Raw genomic sequence first — 15,824 nt, forward strand, 5'->3', positions numbered from 1 at the left:
GGGGCGCGGCCCGCCGGCCGACGCTACGGCGTGGGCCCCGACCTGGGCACGGTCACCGTCACCCGCAGCCCGTGGGGCTCGTGAGGGCCGTACGCGATCGAGCCGCCGCCCGCAGCGAGCAGCGCCCTGGAGATCGACAGCCCAAGGCCCGAGCCCTTGATGTTCTGATGCCGGCCGCTGCGCCAGAAGCGGTCGCCGATGCGGGCGAGCTCCTCGTCGCTGAGGCCGGGGCCGCGGTCGGTCACCTCGATCGTCGACACGGTGCCGTTGGAGGTGACGGTCACCTCGACCCGCTCCTCCTTCGGCGTGAACTTGACCGCGTTGTCGATCACGGCGTCCAGCGCGCTGGACAGGGCGACCGGGTCGGCCCAGGCGGTGGTCGGCGGGCAGTCCCCCACCAGCCGTACGCCCTTCGCCTCAGCGGTCGGCGCCCAGGCGGCGACCCGCTCGGCGGCCAGCGCGCCGACATCGGTCAGCCGGAGGTCGGCCGCGGTGTGCTCGGCCAGGGCGAGGTCGAGCAGGTCGTCCAGGACCTGCGCCAGCCGCTTGCCCTCGGCCTGTACCGAGGCGATCTCCTCATTGCCCTCGGGCAGCTCGAACGCGAGCAGTTCGATGCGCAGCAGCAGCGCGGCGAGCGGGTTGCGCAGCTGGTGGGAGGCGTCGGCGACGAAGGCGCGCTGCTGCTCCAGCACGTCCTCGACGTTGTCCGCCATCTCGTTGAACGACCGGGCCAGCCGTCTGAGTTCCGGCGGGCCGCTGGCCACCGCGACCCGTGACTTCAGCCGGCCGCTGGCGATCTCGTGCGTGGTGACGTCCAGCACCCGTACCGGCCTGAGCACCCAGCCGGTCAGCCGCAGGGCGGCCCCCACGGCCACGAGCATCGCGGCCGTCAGCCCCGCACCGATGATCAGCCAGCCCTCGAGGATCCGCGAGCGCATCTGCCCGGTCGGCGAGTCGGTCACGACGACCGCGACGACATCACCGTCCCGGATCACGGGCGAGGCGACCACGAGGCGCCCGCGCTGCCAGGGCCACACCTGCTTGGGGTCGTGGCTGCGCCGGCTGAGCAACGACTCCTCGAAGGCGTCGCGCACCTCGCCGGTCTCGGGCAGGAACCAGGTCGTCGGCCCGTTGGCCAGGGGCGTGTCGTTGGGCAGGAAGACGCCGGCCCGGATGCCGTAGACGTCGTAGTAGCTCTCCAGCTCCCGGCTCAGGATGCGCAGGTCGTCGCGGGATCCGGGGGTGACATCGGCGGCAGGGCGGGCGATGGCCGCGAAGTACGCCGTGTCGTCGATCCGGTCGACGACCACGTCCTGCTGCTGGGCCGAGGCCAGGCTGACGGCGAGCGGCACGCCGAGGGCCAGCAGGACGGCCGCCATCAGGACGATGAGCAGCGGGAGGAGTCGAGTGCGCACCGTGCCCGCTACGAGGCCGGGGCGACGAGCCGGTAGCCGACGCCACGTACGGTCTCGATCAGGGCCGGCATACGCAGCTTGGCGCGCAGGGACGCCACATGCACCTCAAGAGTGCGCCCGGTCCCCTCCCAACTCGTGCGCCACACCTCGCTGATGATCTGTTCCCGACGGAACACCACCCCGGGGCGCTGGGCGAGCAGAGCCAGCAGATCGAACTCCTTGCGGGTCAGCTGGACGACCGAACCGTCGACGCTGACCTGCCGCGTGGGCAGTTCGATGTGCACGGCGCCCAGACGCAGCACACCGTCGCCGCCCGTCCCGGTGTCCTCGGGCGCGGTACGCCGGCTGACGGCGTGGATCCGGGCGAGCAGCTCCCCGGTGTCGTACGGCTTCACCACGTAGTCGTCCGCCCCGAGGTTCAGGCCGTGGATGCGGGAGCGGACGTCGGACCGCGCGGTGACCATGATCACCGGGGTGCTGGTGCGCTTGCGGATCTTGCCGCAGACCTCGTAGCCGTCCTGGTCGGGCAGGCCGAGGTCGAGGAGGACGACACCGAAGCCGTCGCCCTCGGGGACGAGCGCCTGAAGGGCCTCCTCGCCGCTGCGCGCGTGCGTGACGTCGAAACCGTGTCGCGCCAGGACCGCGGACAGCGCGGCGGCGACATGGTTGTCGTCCTCGACGAGGAGGAGTCTCATCCCGGCCTCCCTCAGTTCACCGGCCGTACGGTCAGGGCAGTTACACAGTGCGTGCACACGCGCGCGTGCACCATGGAAGTCACGCTGATGGACGCGGATGGCGTCAAGCGGGTTCCGGTTTCGGGCGGCTTCCGTTATCCAGCCGGTACGCGCCCAGGTGGCAAGTGCTACGACACGTGTCCGATTGCTATCGGATCGTGATGCTCAGATTCACCTCAGAACTAATGACGCAGGTCGGATACGGTTATTACTGTCCTCCGAAACCGAGGAGGACGGAGCCTGAGAGCGATGACCGAAGTATCGGTGGCCAAGGAAGATGTGGCCGCGTCCGGCGACCTGGTCGTCCTGAAGAACGTGAACAAGCACTTCGGCGCCTTGCACGTGCTGCAGGACATCGACCTGACGATCGCCCGCGGTGAGGTCGTCGTGGTCATCGGACCCTCTGGGTCCGGGAAGTCCACCCTGTGCCGCACCATCAACCGCCTCGAGACGATCGACTCCGGCGCGATCGCCATCGACGGCAAGCCGCTGCCCGCGGAGGGCAAGGAGCTGGCCCGGCTGCGCGCCGACGTCGGGATGGTCTTCCAGTCCTTCAACCTGTTCGCGCACAAGACCGTGCTCGAGAACGTGATGCTGGGCCAGATCAAGGTCCGCAAGACGGACAAGAAGAAGGCCGAGGAGAAGGCCCGCGCGCTGCTCGACCGCGTGGGAGTGGGTACGCAGGCCGACAAGTACCCCGCGCAGCTCTCCGGTGGCCAGCAGCAGCGTGTGGCCATCGCGCGAGCCCTGGCCATGGACCCCAAGGTCATGCTCTTCGACGAGCCCACGTCGGCGCTCGACCCGGAGATGATCAACGAGGTCCTGGAGGTCATGCAGCAGCTCGCCCGCGACGGCATGACCATGATCGTCGTCACCCACGAGATGGGCTTCGCCCGTTCTGCCGCCAACCGGGTGGTCTTCATGGCGGACGGCAAGATCGTCGAAGAAGCCGTACCGGATCAGTTCTTCAGCAATCCGCGCAGTGATCGCGCGAAGGACTTCCTGTCCAAGATCCTGCACCACTGACGGACTGCGTTCGCGCACCACTGACGGACTGCGTCTCGCACACTGACGGACCGCGTCTCGCAGTCGACGACCTGCGTCGACCGCCGCACTTGACGGCACACATCTCTTCTTCACACCAAAGGATGTTCACCATGAAGCTCCGCAAGGTCTCCGCCGCGGCCGCCGCTGCCGTCGTCCTCGCCCTCACCGCCACCGCGTGCGGTGGCGACGGTGACAGCGACAGCGGGTCGGGCAACGGTGGCGGCGACACGATCAAGATCGGCATCAAGTACGACCAGCCCGGTCTGGGCCTGAAGGAGCCGGGCGACAAGTTCTCCGGCTTCGACGTGGATGTCGCCACGTACGTGGCGAAGGAGCTCGGCTACGAGCCCGACCAGATCGAGTTCGTCGAGACGAAGAGCGCCGACCGTGAGAACGCGCTGGCGCGTGGCGACGTCAAGCTCATCGCCGCCACCTACTCGATCACCGACGAGCGCAAGGAGAAGGTCGACTTCGCCGGGCCGTACCTGCTGGCTCACCAGGACCTGCTGGTCAAGTCGGACTCGGACATCACCGAAGCGACCGACCTCAACGGCAAGAACCTGTGTTCGGTCACGGGTTCCACCTCGGCGCAGAACGTCAGGAACGACTTCGCCCCGAAGGCCAACCTGAAGGAGACCGGCGGCTACTCGGAGTGCATCGCCGGCCTCCAGAGCGGTTCCGTGGACGCCCTGACCACTGATGACTCGATCCTCGCCGGCTACGCCGCGCAGGAGCAGTACAAGGGCAAGTTCAAGCTCGCGGGTCTGAAGCTCAGCAACGAGAACTACGGCATCGGCGTCAAGAAGGGCGACACCGAGACCGTGAACAAGGTCAACGCCGCCCTGGAGAAGATGGTCAAGGACGGCGCCTGGCAGAAGGCAGTCGACGAGAACTTCGGTCCGGCCAACTACAAGAACGAGCAGGCCCCGAAGATCGGCGTCATCGTCCAGTAAGCGCACGGGTCCACCGGCGCGCCGCCGTCCACCGCGATCAGGGCGGCGGCGCGCCGCGCTATCCACGTACGCCACCCACCCGGAAGCGCGGGAGATCGTGTTCGATTTTCTTTCTGACTACAACGACCCGACCCTGTTGGGTGCCTTCTGGATGACGGTGAAGCTCACCTTCTTCTCCGCCATCGGCTCCATGATCTGGGGCACCCTCCTGGCCGCGATGCGGGTCAGCCCGGTCCCGCTCATGCGTGGATTCGGCACGGCCTATGTGAACATCGTCCGGAACATCCCGCTGACGGTGATCATCATCTTCACCTCGCTGGGCCTCGCCGACATCTTCGGCGTGACGATGGGCGCCTCCGACTTCGACATCCGGGGCTTCCGCCTGGCGGTCCTCGGTTTCGTCGCCTACACCGCGGCCTTCGTCTGCGAGGCGATTCGTTCCGGCATCAACACCGTGCCGCTCGGCCAGGCCGAGGCGGCTCGCGCCATCGGACTGACCTTCACCCAGACCCTCCGGCTGATCATCCTGCCGCAGGCCCTCCGCTCGGTCATCGGCCCGCTGGCCAACGTGTTGATCGCCCTGACCAAGAACACCACCGTGGCGGCCGCGATCGGTGTGGCCGAGGCGGCCTACCTGATGAAGGAAATGATCGAGAACGAGGCTGAGGTGCTGCTCATCGGCGCGATCTTCGCCTTCGGTTTCGTGGTACTGACCCTGCCCACCGGCCTCTTCCTCAATTGGCTGAGCAAGCGACTGGCGGTGAAGCGATGAGCTCCGTTCTCTACGATGCTCCGGGCCCCCGCGCCAAGCGGCGCAATGTGCTCATCTCGGTGGTCTTCTTCGCCCTGCTCGCCCTGCTCTTGTGGTTCATCTGGGCCGCGATGGACGACAAGGACCAGCTGGAGTGGGCCCTGTGGAAGCCGTTCACCCAGTCGGAGGCCTGGACCACCTATCTGCTGCCGGGTCTCGCCAACACGCTGAAGGCCGCGGCACTGGCCATGGTGATCGCCCTTCCGCTGGGCGCCTTCTTCGGCATCGCGCGCCTCTCCGACCACCGATGGGTACGGTGGCCGTCGGCGTGGGTGATCGAGTTCTTCAGGGCGATCCCGGTCCTGCTGCTGATGCTGTTCGCCAACGAGTTCTACGACCGCTGGACGAACGTCAGCAGTGAGCAGCGGCCCCTCTACGCGGTCGTCACCGGCCTCGTGCTCTACAACGCCTCCGTTCTCGCGGAGGTCGTACGGGCCGGCATCCTCTCGCTGCCCAAGGGCCAGTCGGAAGCCGCCATGGCGATCGGCCTGCGCAAGAGCCAGACGATGCGCACCATCCTGCTGCCGCAGGCCGTCACGGCCATGCTGCCGGCCATCGTCAGCCAGCTCGTGGTCATCGTGAAGGACACGGCGCTGGGCGGCGTGATGATCGGGTTCACCGAGCTGCTCAATTCGCGTGCGACGCTGGCGGCCTTCTACGCCAACGTCATCCCCAGCTTCATCGTCGTGGCGATCATCTACATCATCCTCAACTTCATCCTCACCAGCTTCGCGAGCTGGCTGGAGAAGAGGCTGCGACGCAGCAAGCGGGGCACGGGTGCCGTGCTCAGCGCCGAGGACATGGAGGAGCTGAACCCGGCGGCGACGGGTGGCACCTACGGGACGGGTGCCGCGACCTGACCCTCGGTCACATCTCCTGCGCGCGGAGGGCAGTGGCATGATCGCCACTGCCCTCCGTCACTTGACGCAAGCACCGGCAATGGGTTGCATACGTTCTGTGATCGTGCACCCTGCTCCAACTTTCTGTTCACTTGTGTTCCTGGGGACACCGCTGCGGGCAGGGGGCACCGCGCCATGGACCCGGTGATCATCGTCGGAGCGGGGCCCGTCGGGCTCACGCTCGCCCTGGCCCTGGCCCGTCAGGAAGTGCCGTGCGTGGTCCTCGACGAGGGCCCCGGCAAGGACGAACCCCGTCTCGCGCGCACCGTCGTCCTACGCGAGGACACGACCGCCCTCGTCGAGCGCCTGACGGATGTGCCGCTCGGCGAGATCGGGACCCGCTGGGCCGGATGGCGGTCGATGCGGCGCAAGCAGGTGATGCGCGAGGTCAGTTTCGACAGCGTCGGCGAACAGCCCGCGAGCCTCACCAACCCCGCTCCCCTGCACATCGCCCAGCACGTCCTGACCGGCGCCCTGCGCGCGGCCCTCGGCGACGAACCCCTCGTCAAGGTCGCCGTGGACAGCCGCCTGGACGCCGTCGAGCAGGAGCCCTCCGGCGTCACCGTCCACACCCGCGGGCCCAAGGGCACCTGGTGGCGCGGCAGTTATGTGGTCGGCTGCGACGGCCCCCGTTCCACCGTGCGCAAACTCATGGACATCCGCTTCCCCGGCCGTACGGCGGTGGAGCGACACGCCGTGGCCGCGCTGCGCGTGGAACTTCCGTGGCAGGGCCAGGCGTTGCTTCATCGGATGCCGCCGTGGCGGACGTCCGGACCCTCGAGCGGGGAGGTGACCGGGCGGCCGCTCCCGGAGGGGGTGTGGCGTCTGGACTGGCTGCTGCCGCCGGGCAAGGACCTGGTCACCCCCGAGCTGCTGGTGGCGCACGTCCGCGAGACGCTGGCCGGCTGGTCCGACGGGCCGACACCGTCGTACGAGCTCCTCGACACCGGAGTGCACACGGTCCACCACCGGCTGGCCCGGCGTTGGCGCGTGGGCCGGGTCTTCATCGCCGGGGACGCGGCGCACTGCCTCGGCACGCTCGGCACCCACGGCCTCGACGAGGGGCTGCGGGACGCCGACAACCTCGCCTGGAAGCTGGCTCCGGCCTGGCACCACGGATCGCACGAGGCGCTGCTCGACAGCTACCAGGCCGAGCGGCGCGCCGCCGTGGCCGCCCGGCTGCGCGCCGCCGACCAGGCGCTGCCGCTGCTGCGCGGCGGCGGAGGGCTGCGCGCCGTCGTCGCCGGCTCCGGCCGGGGCCATGACGCGCTGCTGATGGACGGCCACCTCGGGCAGGGAGCCATCGGCGCGCCGGGTTCGTACGCCGACTCTCCGCTCGCACCCCCGCAGCTGGAGGGCGAGGTCCCGGTGGACACGCCACCCGGCACGCCGGTCGTGGACGTTCCGGTCACCGCGGAGGACGGTTCCTTCGTGCGGCTGCGGGACCGGCTCGGGCGCGGCGCGCTACTGGTGCTGCTGATCGCGCCGGGCACGGGCGTCTGGGAGCGCAAGCACTGGGCCACCGCCGGCCTCATGCCCCGGCTCGCGGCCGCGGTGACGGCGTTGCCGTATCCGGCCGAGCTGCTGGTCGCGGAGAGCTACCCGGGCGCGGCGGCGCACGCCGTCCTGCTGGTGCGGCCCGACGGACACCTGGTGACGGCGCTGAGCGGAGTGCGGCCCGCCGACCTGTACGCGGCGGCCGAGGCGGCGCTCGGCGGGCCGGTCAAGGCTCCGGAGGAGGCGGGGGCGGCGGCCGGCTCGCGCTGAGCTGCCCGCACAGCTCCTGATCCACACCGGTCGAACCGTGCTCACCTCCGAACCGGAACTCACCTGATACTCACCTGATGGCAGCACTCACCGTCACTGTGCGGTCCGCATAGTGACAGTGAGTTGACCCGCCCACACCGGCATGGTGTACTCCGGATCGTGACCGACACCTGTGTGCGCCTGTGGCGGAGGGTCCATATGGACCTCGTCCGCTATGCGGGCTGCGTGTGTCGCCCGTCCTGCTGAACTCGCATCCCCCTTCTTCTTCCCGCACGCGCCGCGCCCTCGCCCGGCGCCGTCGCGGGCTCTTCGCGAACTCACTTCAGGACGGTGCCCGTGTCTGTCCCCCCTGCCGCCTCTCCTGCCGCCGCTACCACGTCCGAGCCGGTTCCCACGCCGGATTCCGCGTCGAAATCCGCGCCTGTCGCCGTCTCGGCCTCCGGACCCACGTCCGTGACGGCTTCCGCGCCGACGCAGGCGGACCTTCTCGACTTCGTACGGCGTACATCGGCCGACGCCGAGCTGATCGCCTCGCTTCCGCTCGACCCCGAGGGCCGTACCTGGGTACGGCTCGAAGGCCCCGGCGGCAGCGAGGCCTGGCTGATCGGCTGGCCGCCCGGGACGGGCACCGGCTGGCACGACCATGCCGAATCGGTCGGCGCCTTCGTCACGGCGGCCGGCGAGCTCAAGGAGCACTCGCTCGCCGTACGCCTGCCCGCCGACGGCTGGAAGACGCTGGAACTGGCGGAGGACGTGGACCGGTCCCGCCGACTGCCCGCCGGCAAGGGCCGCTCCTTCGGCCGACACCATGTGCACGAGGTCCTCAACGCAGCCGCCGACCAGCACGCGGTCTCCGTTCACGCCTACTACCCGCCCCTCCCGCAGATCCGCCGCTTCAGCCGCAGCGGGCCGATGCTGCGTCTGGAGCAGGTGGAGCGTCCGGAGGACTGGCAGTGAGCGGGGTGCGCGGGGCGGGAAACGAATCCGTGGTGCGTGACGGCGGCGAACGGCCGGTTGGCGAAGACGAGTTGAGCGTCGGCGGCGTGAGCGATCACCCCGTCGGCGGGGGTGAGGTGAGCATGAGCAACGGCGGCAAGAAGGAACGGCCGGTCGGCATCGACGAGTTGCTGGAGCGGGTGCGCGCGGGCTACGAACGGATCAAGCCCCGGCAGGCCTACGAGGCCGCACAGGGCGGCGAGGCGCTACTGGTCGACATCCGGTACGCGGCCCTGCGCGAGCGGGACGGCCTGATCCCAGGCGCCCTCGTCATCGAGCGCAACGAACTGGAGTGGCGGCTCGACCCGCAAGGCAGCCACCGCGCCCCCGAGGCCACGGGTCACGGCCTGCGGGTCGTGGTGATCTGCAACGAGGGCTACGCGTCGAGCCTGGCGGTCGAGTCACTGCGGCGCCTGGGACTGCGCCGGGCCACGGATCTGGTCGGCGGCTTCCAGGCCTGGCGGGCGGAGGGGCTGCCGGTGACGTCGGGGGCGGGTGCGGCGGCCTAGGGCGGCCGGTCGGTCGGCCGGCCGAGGGATGTCGCCTGGGTGGCTGATCGCCGCGCACGGAGGCCCGGTCACGTTGTCCACCCCTGATCGCCGCTCAGCGCTTCAGGGTTACCCCCGTCCCACGGTGACCCCGGCCCCACGGTGACCCCGGCCCCACGGTGACCCCGGCCCCGATGCGATGGGCGCCCCCGCGCGTCCACCGTGCCGGGCCCGGGACCCCGCGATCGCCCAAAAGCCCGGGGCTCCCCGGACCTGGAGGGGCCGAGCCCGCAGAGGCCGGTCCCCGCCACCATCAGAACCCCTCGCCCCCGAGGAACTCCGTGTCCTCGCCCTCCTCCTCCAACGCCTGTCGGACCACCCTCAGGGCCATGCCCTCCGGGTAGCCCTTGCGGGCGAGCATGCCCGCGAGGCGGCGCAGGCGTTTGTCGCGGTCGAGTCCGCGTGTGGACCGCAGCTTGCGGGCCACGAGTTCACGTGCGGTCGCCTCTTCCTGCTCCGAGTCGAGCTGGGCGACGGCCTCGTCGATCAGTGTGGAGTCGACGCCCTTGGTGCGCAGTTCCTGGGCGAGCGCGCGCCGGGCCAGCCCCCGGCCATGGTGCCGGGACTCCACCCAGGCGTCCGCGAACGCACCGTCGTTGATGAGGCCGACCTCCTCGAACCTCGACAGCACCTCCTCGGCGGCCTCGTCCGGGATCTCCCGCTTGCGCAGGGCGTCCGCGAGCTGCTTGCGCGTGCGCGGGGTCCCGGTGAGCAGGCGCAGGCAGATCGCCCGTGCCTGCTCCACCGGGTCCGCTGGGGGCTTCCTCTCCTCGGCCCTCGACGAGGAAGAGGCGCCTCCGTCCTCACCGGACGGCTCTGTACGGCCACGCCGACGCCGCCCGCGTGAACCACCCGGCCCGCCCGGCCCACTCGAGCCGCCCGAGCCGTCCAGGCCCCGAGCTCCGCCGGCCCCACCACGGCCGCGCCGCGAGCCGCCACGGGGGGCACCGGCGCCGTACACCGAGCCGCCCTCCGGCCATGCCTCGCTGTCGTTTCCCCCGTCCGCGTCTTGGATCCCGTCCCCCTCATGGGCGTGGCCGCCCACGAAGGGCGAGCCCTCGTCGCCGCCCCTCGTTCGCTCCGACGGAGCGTCCGGGTAGGCGGCGTACTCGGCCCAGTCCGTTCGCCGTGTCACCGGTCAGCTCTTGGCGGTCGCGGCCTTGGTCTTGGTGGCCTTGGCCGCCGCCGCAGGTGCGGGCACCGACTTCGCGGCGTCGTCCGGAGTCGCGGAGACCGCGGCGTCCGCGCCCGGCACGGCAGCCGGCTCCTCCGGCCGTACGCCGACGCCCAGCTTCTCCTTGATCTTCTTCTCGATCTCGTTGGCCAGGTCGGGGTTGTCCTTCAGGAAGTTGCGCGCGTTCTCCTTGCCCTGGCCGAGCTGGTCGCCCTCGTACGTGTACCAGGCACCGGCCTTGCGGACGAAGCCGTGCTCCACGCCCATGTCGATCAGGCCGCCCTCGCGGCTGATGCCCTGGCCGTAGAGGATGTCGAACTCGGCCTGCTTGAAGGGCGGCGCAACCTTGTTCTTGACGACCTTGCAGCGGGTGCGGTTGCCGACCGCGTCCGTGCCGTCCTTCAGGGTCTCGATGCGGCGGATGTCGATACGCACCGAGGCGTAGAACTTCAGCGCCCGGCCACCGGTCGTGGTCTCCGGGGAGCCGAACATCACGCCGATCTTCTCGCGCAGCTGGTTGATGAAGATCGCGGTGGTCTTCGACTGGTTGAGCGCGCTGGTGATCTTCCGCAGCGCCTGGCTCATCAGTCGGGCCTGAAGACCGACGTGGCTGTCGCCCATCTCGCCCTCGATCTCCGCGCGCGGGACGAGCGCGGCGACGGAGTCGATGACGATGAGGTCGAGGGCGCCGGAGCGGACCAGCATGTCCACGATCTCCAGGGCCTGCTCGCCGTTGTCGGGCTGGGAGAGGATCAGGTTGTCGATGTCGACGCCGAGCTTCTTCGCGTACTCGGGGTCGAGGGCGTGCTCCGCGTCCACGAAGGCGACCTGTCCACCGGCCTTCTGCGCGTTGGCCACGGCGTGCAGGGTCAGCGTGGTCTTACCGGAGGACTCCGGTCCGTAGACCTCCACCACACGGCCGCGCGGCAGACCACCGACGCCAAGGGCGACGTCGAGCGCGGTCGACCCGGTGGGGATGACCTCGATGGGCTCGTTCGGCCGCTCGCCCAGGCGCATGACCGCACCCTTGCCGAACTGCCGTTCAATCTGTGCGAGCGCGGCGTCCAGGGCCTTCTCGCGGTCGGTACCTGCCATGGGTTCCACCCGGTTTGCTTGAGTCGATCGCTTCACGTCAAAGACGCTAACGCCTGCCACTGACAATGCGCCCCGACGCCCGTCCGGCCTGTGGATAACTCGGGCACTTCTCCTACGAAACCGTGGCGAAATGCCCGCCGAGCGCCTCGCCGGCACCCCTATAAGAATGGATGTTCGATTTTCGTGTCAAGCGCACCACGCGGCACTTCGGCCCGCCCGACCCATCGCGTCGGTCCACAACCTGAGCCCGCGCCGGTCAGCGATCGAGTACCCCTTTGGGCGGCCGCTCCAGTGCGTGAGAACAACCGTGGGCTCAACGGCGGCCGACTGGGTACTCGGGAGCGACAAGCACCGCGGCCGACCTTCCACGAGCGGGGGTCACATCCGCAGTGCGCGGAGGACGGACAACCGGGGACGACGCGAAGAGGCACACGATGCGGGAGCTCTACCACGAAGAACTGGATTCGATCACGGACGGCCTCGTGGAGATGGCGAACCTGGCCGGCTCGGCGGTGGGCCGGGCCACCACCGCCCTCCTCGACGCCGATCTGCGCCTTGCCGAGGACGTGATCTCGGGCGACGAGACGATCGACGCCCTGCACCGGACCCTGGAGCAGCGGGCGATCACCCTGCTGGCCCGGCAGCAGCCGGTCGCAACGGACCTGCGGCTCGTGGTCACCTCGCTGGGGATGAGCGCCGCTCTGGAACGGTCGGGCGATCTGGCTCAGCACGTGGCCAAGCTGGCCCGGCTGCGCCATCCCGGGTGCGCGGTTCCGCTCGATCTGCGCGGCACGATCCAGGAGATGGGAGAGCTCGCCCAAAGCCTCATGGCACGTGCCGCCGAGGTGCTCGTCAGCCACGACGTCGACCTTGCGCTCCGGATGGAGCGGGACGACGACCGCATGGACGAGCTGCACAGCACGATCTTCCGGCACCTCATGGACGACCGTTGGCAACACGGTGCCGAGGCGGCCGTGGACGCCACGCTCGCCGGTCGCTACTACGAACGGTTCGGCGACCATGCCGTGACGGTGGCCCGAGACGTCGTCTACCTCGTCACGGGCGAGCACGCGGAGGACTTGCCGCCTGCCGCGCCCGTGGCCACCTGACCGGGCACGACCCCAGCGACACCCGGTGCCCCGGGACCCCGGCTCCGGACGCCCGACCCGGCAGCAGTCTCTTCCCGGTCGAACCCGTCCGTCCACCGCTCGGGGTGTCATACGCTGCGAGCGTGGCTCGCATCCCGTAGGCAGACGTGTCCGCCTTACCCGCCGACCTACGGGAGTGGCATGCGAAGCTGCCACCCGACTCGCACCTGTTCATGATGGTCGCCCACGCCGAGGCGACCGCCGGGACGCTGATGCAGCTCGGCTCGCAGCAGATCACCCGGCTCCAGCTGCCCGCGCGGCTGCGCGAACTCGCGGCGAACGCGACCGCGTGCGTGCTCGGTGCGGACTTTCTGCGTGTCCGGCACGTCCCACCGGGCGACCCGGTCACGTCGGTGGAACGCGACGCGATCCACCGCGGCGACCACTCCGGCTTCAGCGGCGTCGACCTGGCTGTGCTCACGTTCGCGACGGAGGTGGCACGCGGGACCGCGGTGGACGACGCGACGTTCGCGCCGGTCCGTGCCGCGCTGAGCGACCGGGAGATCGTCGAACTGGTGCAGGTCGTGGGCTACTACTGGATGTTCGGGCAGTTCGCGAATGTGCTGGCGATCCAGGCGGAGCCGTACGCGTGAACGACGGGGACCCGGGACTGTTCTCGGAGACCGCCTGGGACCGACCCCACTGGGCTGGGGCTGCGGACTGAGGCTGCGGGCTGGGCCTCTCAGCCCGAGCCCTCCTCGGAATCCCCCGCCTCGGTCGCAGACTTCTGCCCGCGCCGGCGTATCCACAGCGCACGCGCGCGGGCGAACAGGCTGCGTCCCGTTCTCCGCTCCCGCTGCCCGTGGACGCGGGGGTCGTCCGTGACGTCGTAGCGCTTCACGTAGGCCCCCAGGAACGCCTGAAGCGTGGCGATCACCGGAATGGCGATCAGCGCGCCCACCGCGCCGAGGAGGGCGGTGCCCGCGACGACCGAGCCGAAGGCGACCGCCGGGTGGATGTCGACGGTCCTGGCCGTCAGTTTGGGCTGAAGCATGTAGTTCTCGAACTGCTGGTAGATCACGACGAAGATCAGCACCCACAGCGCGTACCAGGGATCGACCGTGAACGCGATCAGCATCGGCAGGGCGCCCGCGAGATACGTGCCGATGGTGGGGATGAACTGCGACACCAGGCCGACCCACACGGCGAGCACGGGCGCGTACGGCACGTCCAGGCTCGCCAGCAGGATGTAGTGGGCGATGCCGGAGATCAGCGCCATCAGGCCGCGCGAGTACAGGTAGCCGCCCGTTTTCTTGACGGCGATCTCCCAGGCGCGCAGCACCTCGGCCTGCCTGGCGGGAGGCAGAACGGAGCACAGGGCGCGGCGCAGCCGGGGGCCGTCCGCCGCGAAGTAGAACGAGAACAGCGTGATCGTCAGGAGCTGGAAGAGACCGCCTAGGACCTGGGCGGAGACGTCGAGGACACCGGAAGCGCTGTTCTGCACGTAGTTGCGCAGCCAGTCGGACTTGAGCAGGCCCTCCTGGACGTCGACCCGGCGCAGGTCGGTGTGGAAGTGCGTGTTGATCCAGTTGATGACGGAGTCGAGGTAGTTCGGGAAGTCCTCGACGATCTTGATGATCTGGCCCGCGAGCATGGAGCCCAACAGGGTCACGAACCCGGCCGACACGACGATCACGGCGAGGAAGACGATGCCCGTGGCCAGGCCTCGGCGCATCCCGCGCGCGGCCATCCAGCTCACCGCCGGCTCGATGGCGAGCGCCAGGAAGAACGCGATGAAGACGTTGATCAGCAGCCCGGTGAGCTGGTGGAAGGCCCAGCTGCCCAGCTGGAACACGCCGACCAGCGCCAGCGCCAGCACCATGGCGCGTGGCAGCCAGCGCGGCATGCGGGCGTTGGACCCGGCGTCGCCCGCGCCCGGAGGCGGATCGGGCGGCGTCGTGCCGAACGGGGACCCGTGCCGGGGCAGCTGCCCGGTCTCGTCAGTGCGTGCCACGAAGCAAGTCTCGCCCACGCCACCGACAATCGGCCCCTGTCCTGCGATCTTCGTTACCGGTCAGCGCTTCTCTCCCGGAACGTTCATGACGGCACACACCACACGCCATACGTCCTTGGCCTCCCAGCCGGATTCCAGGGCCGCGTGCACCGTACGCCCGCCGAGCTCCGCCATCACATGGTCGCGCGCGAAGGTGTCGGCGTACCCCGCTCCGAAGTGATCCGCCATCCGCTGCCAGAAGACCGTCAACCGCATGCGTCCAGTATCCCGCCCCTGGGGTGGGCCTGTGCCGGGACCACTTGCCGAGACCGCTTTCCGCCCTACGGTCTGACGCATGCCCGAAACCGGAGCCGCCCCGCTCCCCCCGACGCCCCCGGCGCGTTCTCCGCTCTTCCGCGCCGAGCAGTTCATCTGGCTCACCGCGCGCGTGCTGGAGCAGCGCCTGTTCGCGTACCACTTCCTGAACGGCGCCGCCGACCCGGTGGAGGTCGCTCTGGACGCCTACCGCAACGAGGACGGCGGGTACGGCCACGCGCTGGAGCCGGACCTGCGCGGCCCGGTCAGCCAGCCCCTGCACACCCTGAACGCGCTGCACGTCCTCGACGCCATCGAGCGCTGCGGCGGACAGCGCGTGGACCGCGTGTGCCGCTACCTCACGTCGGTCTCCACCCGGGACGGTGCCCTCCCGGCGGTCGCCCCCGGCCAGCGCGGCTACCCCGCCGCCCCCTCGCTGCCGATCATGGACGACGCCCCCAGCTCACTCCTCGCCACGGGCCCGGTGGTCGGTCTGCTGCACCGCAACGACGTGTGGCATGCCTGGCTGTTCCGCGCCACGGACTTCTGCTGGCAGGCGGTCGAATCGCTGGAGAAGTCCCATCCGTACGAGATCGAGGCCGCCGTGGCCTTCCTGGACTCCGCTCCCGACCGCCCGCGCGCGGAGGCGGCTGCCGACCGGCTGGGCCGCCTGGTGCGCGAGCAGAACCTCGTGGCACTGGAACCCGACCAACTCGCCACCCGTCCCGTCTCCGCCGGCTATGGCCCGGCCGAGCACCACTTCCCGCACGACTACGCGCGGGCCCCCGGCTCCCTCGCGCGCGCGTGGTTCACGGACGCCGAGATGAACCGCTCCCTCGACCACCTCGCGACCGGGCAGCGGGACGACGGCGGCTGGCCGGTCGTCCGGCTCCCGTGGACACCGGGCGTCCCCCTGGAGGCCCGCCCCATGGTGACCGTCCAGGCGCTGCGCACACTGAGGGCCTACGGCCGCCACATCGGCTGACCGG

General features: G+C 70.1%; 17 protein-coding genes. 11 read left to right on the forward strand and 6 right to left on the reverse strand.

Features of this window, described 5'->3' with window-relative positions; translation table 11 throughout:
- Positions 1-23: 23 nt before the first annotated feature.
- The gene (locus ACIQWG_RS39645; RefSeq protein ID WP_404105648.1) at positions 24-1,415 is read right to left on the reverse strand and encodes an ATP-binding protein; all 1,392 of its coding nucleotides are present in this window, start codon (positions 1,413-1,415) and stop codon (positions 24-26) included.
- An 8-nt stretch (positions 1,416-1,423) separates the two neighbouring features.
- Positions 1,424-2,110, reverse strand: coding sequence for a response regulator transcription factor (locus ACIQWG_RS39650; protein WP_404105651.1), 687 nt, complete (start codon positions 2,108-2,110; stop codon positions 1,424-1,426).
- 288 nt (positions 2,111-2,398) lie between these two features.
- Between ACIQWG_RS39650 and ACIQWG_RS39655 the strand changes: the two genes are divergently transcribed.
- From ACIQWG_RS39655 to ACIQWG_RS39690, 8 genes are all read left to right on the forward strand, one after another.
- Positions 2,399-3,175 carry an amino acid ABC transporter ATP-binding protein gene (locus tag ACIQWG_RS39655; RefSeq protein WP_403447694.1) on the forward strand — a complete coding sequence of 259 codons (777 nt, stop codon included), beginning with the start codon at positions 2,399-2,401 and terminating at the stop codon, positions 3,173-3,175.
- A gap of 131 nt (positions 3,176-3,306) precedes the next feature.
- Complete coding sequence (locus ACIQWG_RS39660) at positions 3,307-4,149, forward strand: glutamate ABC transporter substrate-binding protein (RefSeq protein ID WP_404105655.1); 843 nt, start codon at positions 3,307-3,309, stop codon at positions 4,147-4,149.
- Positions 4,150-4,246: 97 nt separating this feature from the next.
- Positions 4,247-4,921, forward strand: coding sequence for an amino acid ABC transporter permease (locus ACIQWG_RS39665; protein WP_404105659.1), 675 nt, complete (start codon positions 4,247-4,249; stop codon positions 4,919-4,921).
- The gene (locus ACIQWG_RS39670; RefSeq protein ID WP_404105662.1) at positions 4,918-5,820 is read left to right on the forward strand and encodes an amino acid ABC transporter permease; all 903 of its coding nucleotides are present in this window, start codon (positions 4,918-4,920) and stop codon (positions 5,818-5,820) included. The genes ACIQWG_RS39665 and ACIQWG_RS39670 overlap by 4 nt, the downstream gene beginning before the upstream one ends.
- A 174-nt stretch (positions 5,821-5,994) precedes the next feature.
- Positions 5,995-7,626, forward strand: coding sequence for an FAD-dependent monooxygenase (locus ACIQWG_RS39675; protein WP_404105665.1), 1,632 nt, complete (start codon positions 5,995-5,997; stop codon positions 7,624-7,626).
- Between the two features lie 174 nt (positions 7,627-7,800).
- Positions 7,801-7,872: a putative leader peptide gene (locus ACIQWG_RS39680; RefSeq protein WP_309544753.1), complete on the forward strand. Its 72-nt coding sequence runs from the start codon at positions 7,801-7,803 to the stop codon at positions 7,870-7,872.
- Positions 7,873-8,079: 207 nt separating this feature from the next.
- Positions 8,080-8,583, forward strand: a complete 504-nt coding sequence (locus ACIQWG_RS39685; RefSeq protein WP_404105668.1) for a cysteine dioxygenase — start codon at positions 8,080-8,082, stop codon at positions 8,581-8,583.
- 122 nt (positions 8,584-8,705) lie between these two features.
- Positions 8,706-9,131, forward strand: a complete 426-nt coding sequence (locus tag ACIQWG_RS39690; protein ID WP_404105736.1) for a rhodanese-like domain-containing protein — start codon at positions 8,706-8,708, stop codon at positions 9,129-9,131.
- Between the two features lie 292 nt (positions 9,132-9,423).
- On the opposite strand, the gene recX is transcribed toward ACIQWG_RS39690, so the two are convergent.
- Both recX and recA read right to left on the reverse strand, forming a co-directional pair.
- Complete coding sequence (recX, locus tag ACIQWG_RS39695; protein ID WP_404105671.1) at positions 9,424-10,305, reverse strand: recombination regulator RecX; 882 nt, start codon at positions 10,303-10,305, stop codon at positions 9,424-9,426.
- Between the two features lie 3 nt (positions 10,306-10,308).
- On the reverse strand, positions 10,309-11,439 hold the full coding sequence (gene recA / locus ACIQWG_RS39700) for a recombinase RecA (protein WP_404105674.1): 1,131 nt from the start codon (positions 11,437-11,439) through the stop codon (positions 10,309-10,311).
- Positions 11,440-11,873: 434 nt separating this feature from the next.
- Here recA and phoU point away from each other — a divergent pair, with 434 nt between their 5' ends.
- Positions 11,874-12,548: a phosphate signaling complex protein PhoU gene (gene phoU / locus ACIQWG_RS39705; RefSeq protein WP_404105677.1), complete on the forward strand. Its 675-nt coding sequence runs from the start codon at positions 11,874-11,876 to the stop codon at positions 12,546-12,548.
- Positions 12,549-12,694: 146 nt separating this feature from the next.
- Entirely contained in the window at positions 12,695-13,180 is a 486-nt protein-coding gene (locus ACIQWG_RS39710) for a carboxymuconolactone decarboxylase family protein (RefSeq protein WP_404105679.1), read from the forward strand.
- Between the two features lie 89 nt (positions 13,181-13,269).
- On the opposite strand, the gene ACIQWG_RS39715 is transcribed toward ACIQWG_RS39710, so the two are convergent.
- The gene (locus tag ACIQWG_RS39715; protein WP_404105682.1) at positions 13,270-14,541 is read right to left on the reverse strand and encodes an AI-2E family transporter; all 1,272 of its coding nucleotides are present in this window, start codon (positions 14,539-14,541) and stop codon (positions 13,270-13,272) included.
- Positions 14,542-14,601: 60 nt separating this feature from the next.
- Positions 14,602-14,796 (reverse strand): DUF3046 domain-containing protein, encoded by a 195-nt coding sequence (locus tag ACIQWG_RS39720; RefSeq protein ID WP_404105685.1) that lies wholly within the window; start codon positions 14,794-14,796, stop codon positions 14,602-14,604.
- Between the two features lie 79 nt (positions 14,797-14,875).
- Here ACIQWG_RS39720 and ACIQWG_RS39725 point away from each other — a divergent pair, with 79 nt between their 5' ends.
- On the forward strand, positions 14,876-15,820 hold the full coding sequence (locus tag ACIQWG_RS39725; protein WP_404105687.1) for a hypothetical protein: 945 nt from the start codon (positions 14,876-14,878) through the stop codon (positions 15,818-15,820).
- Positions 15,821-15,824: the final 4 nt, after the last annotated feature.

The sequence above is a fragment of the Streptomyces sp. NPDC098781 genome, from assembly GCF_044759995.1.
Lineage (GTDB): Bacteria > Actinomycetota > Actinomycetes > Streptomycetales > Streptomycetaceae > Streptomyces.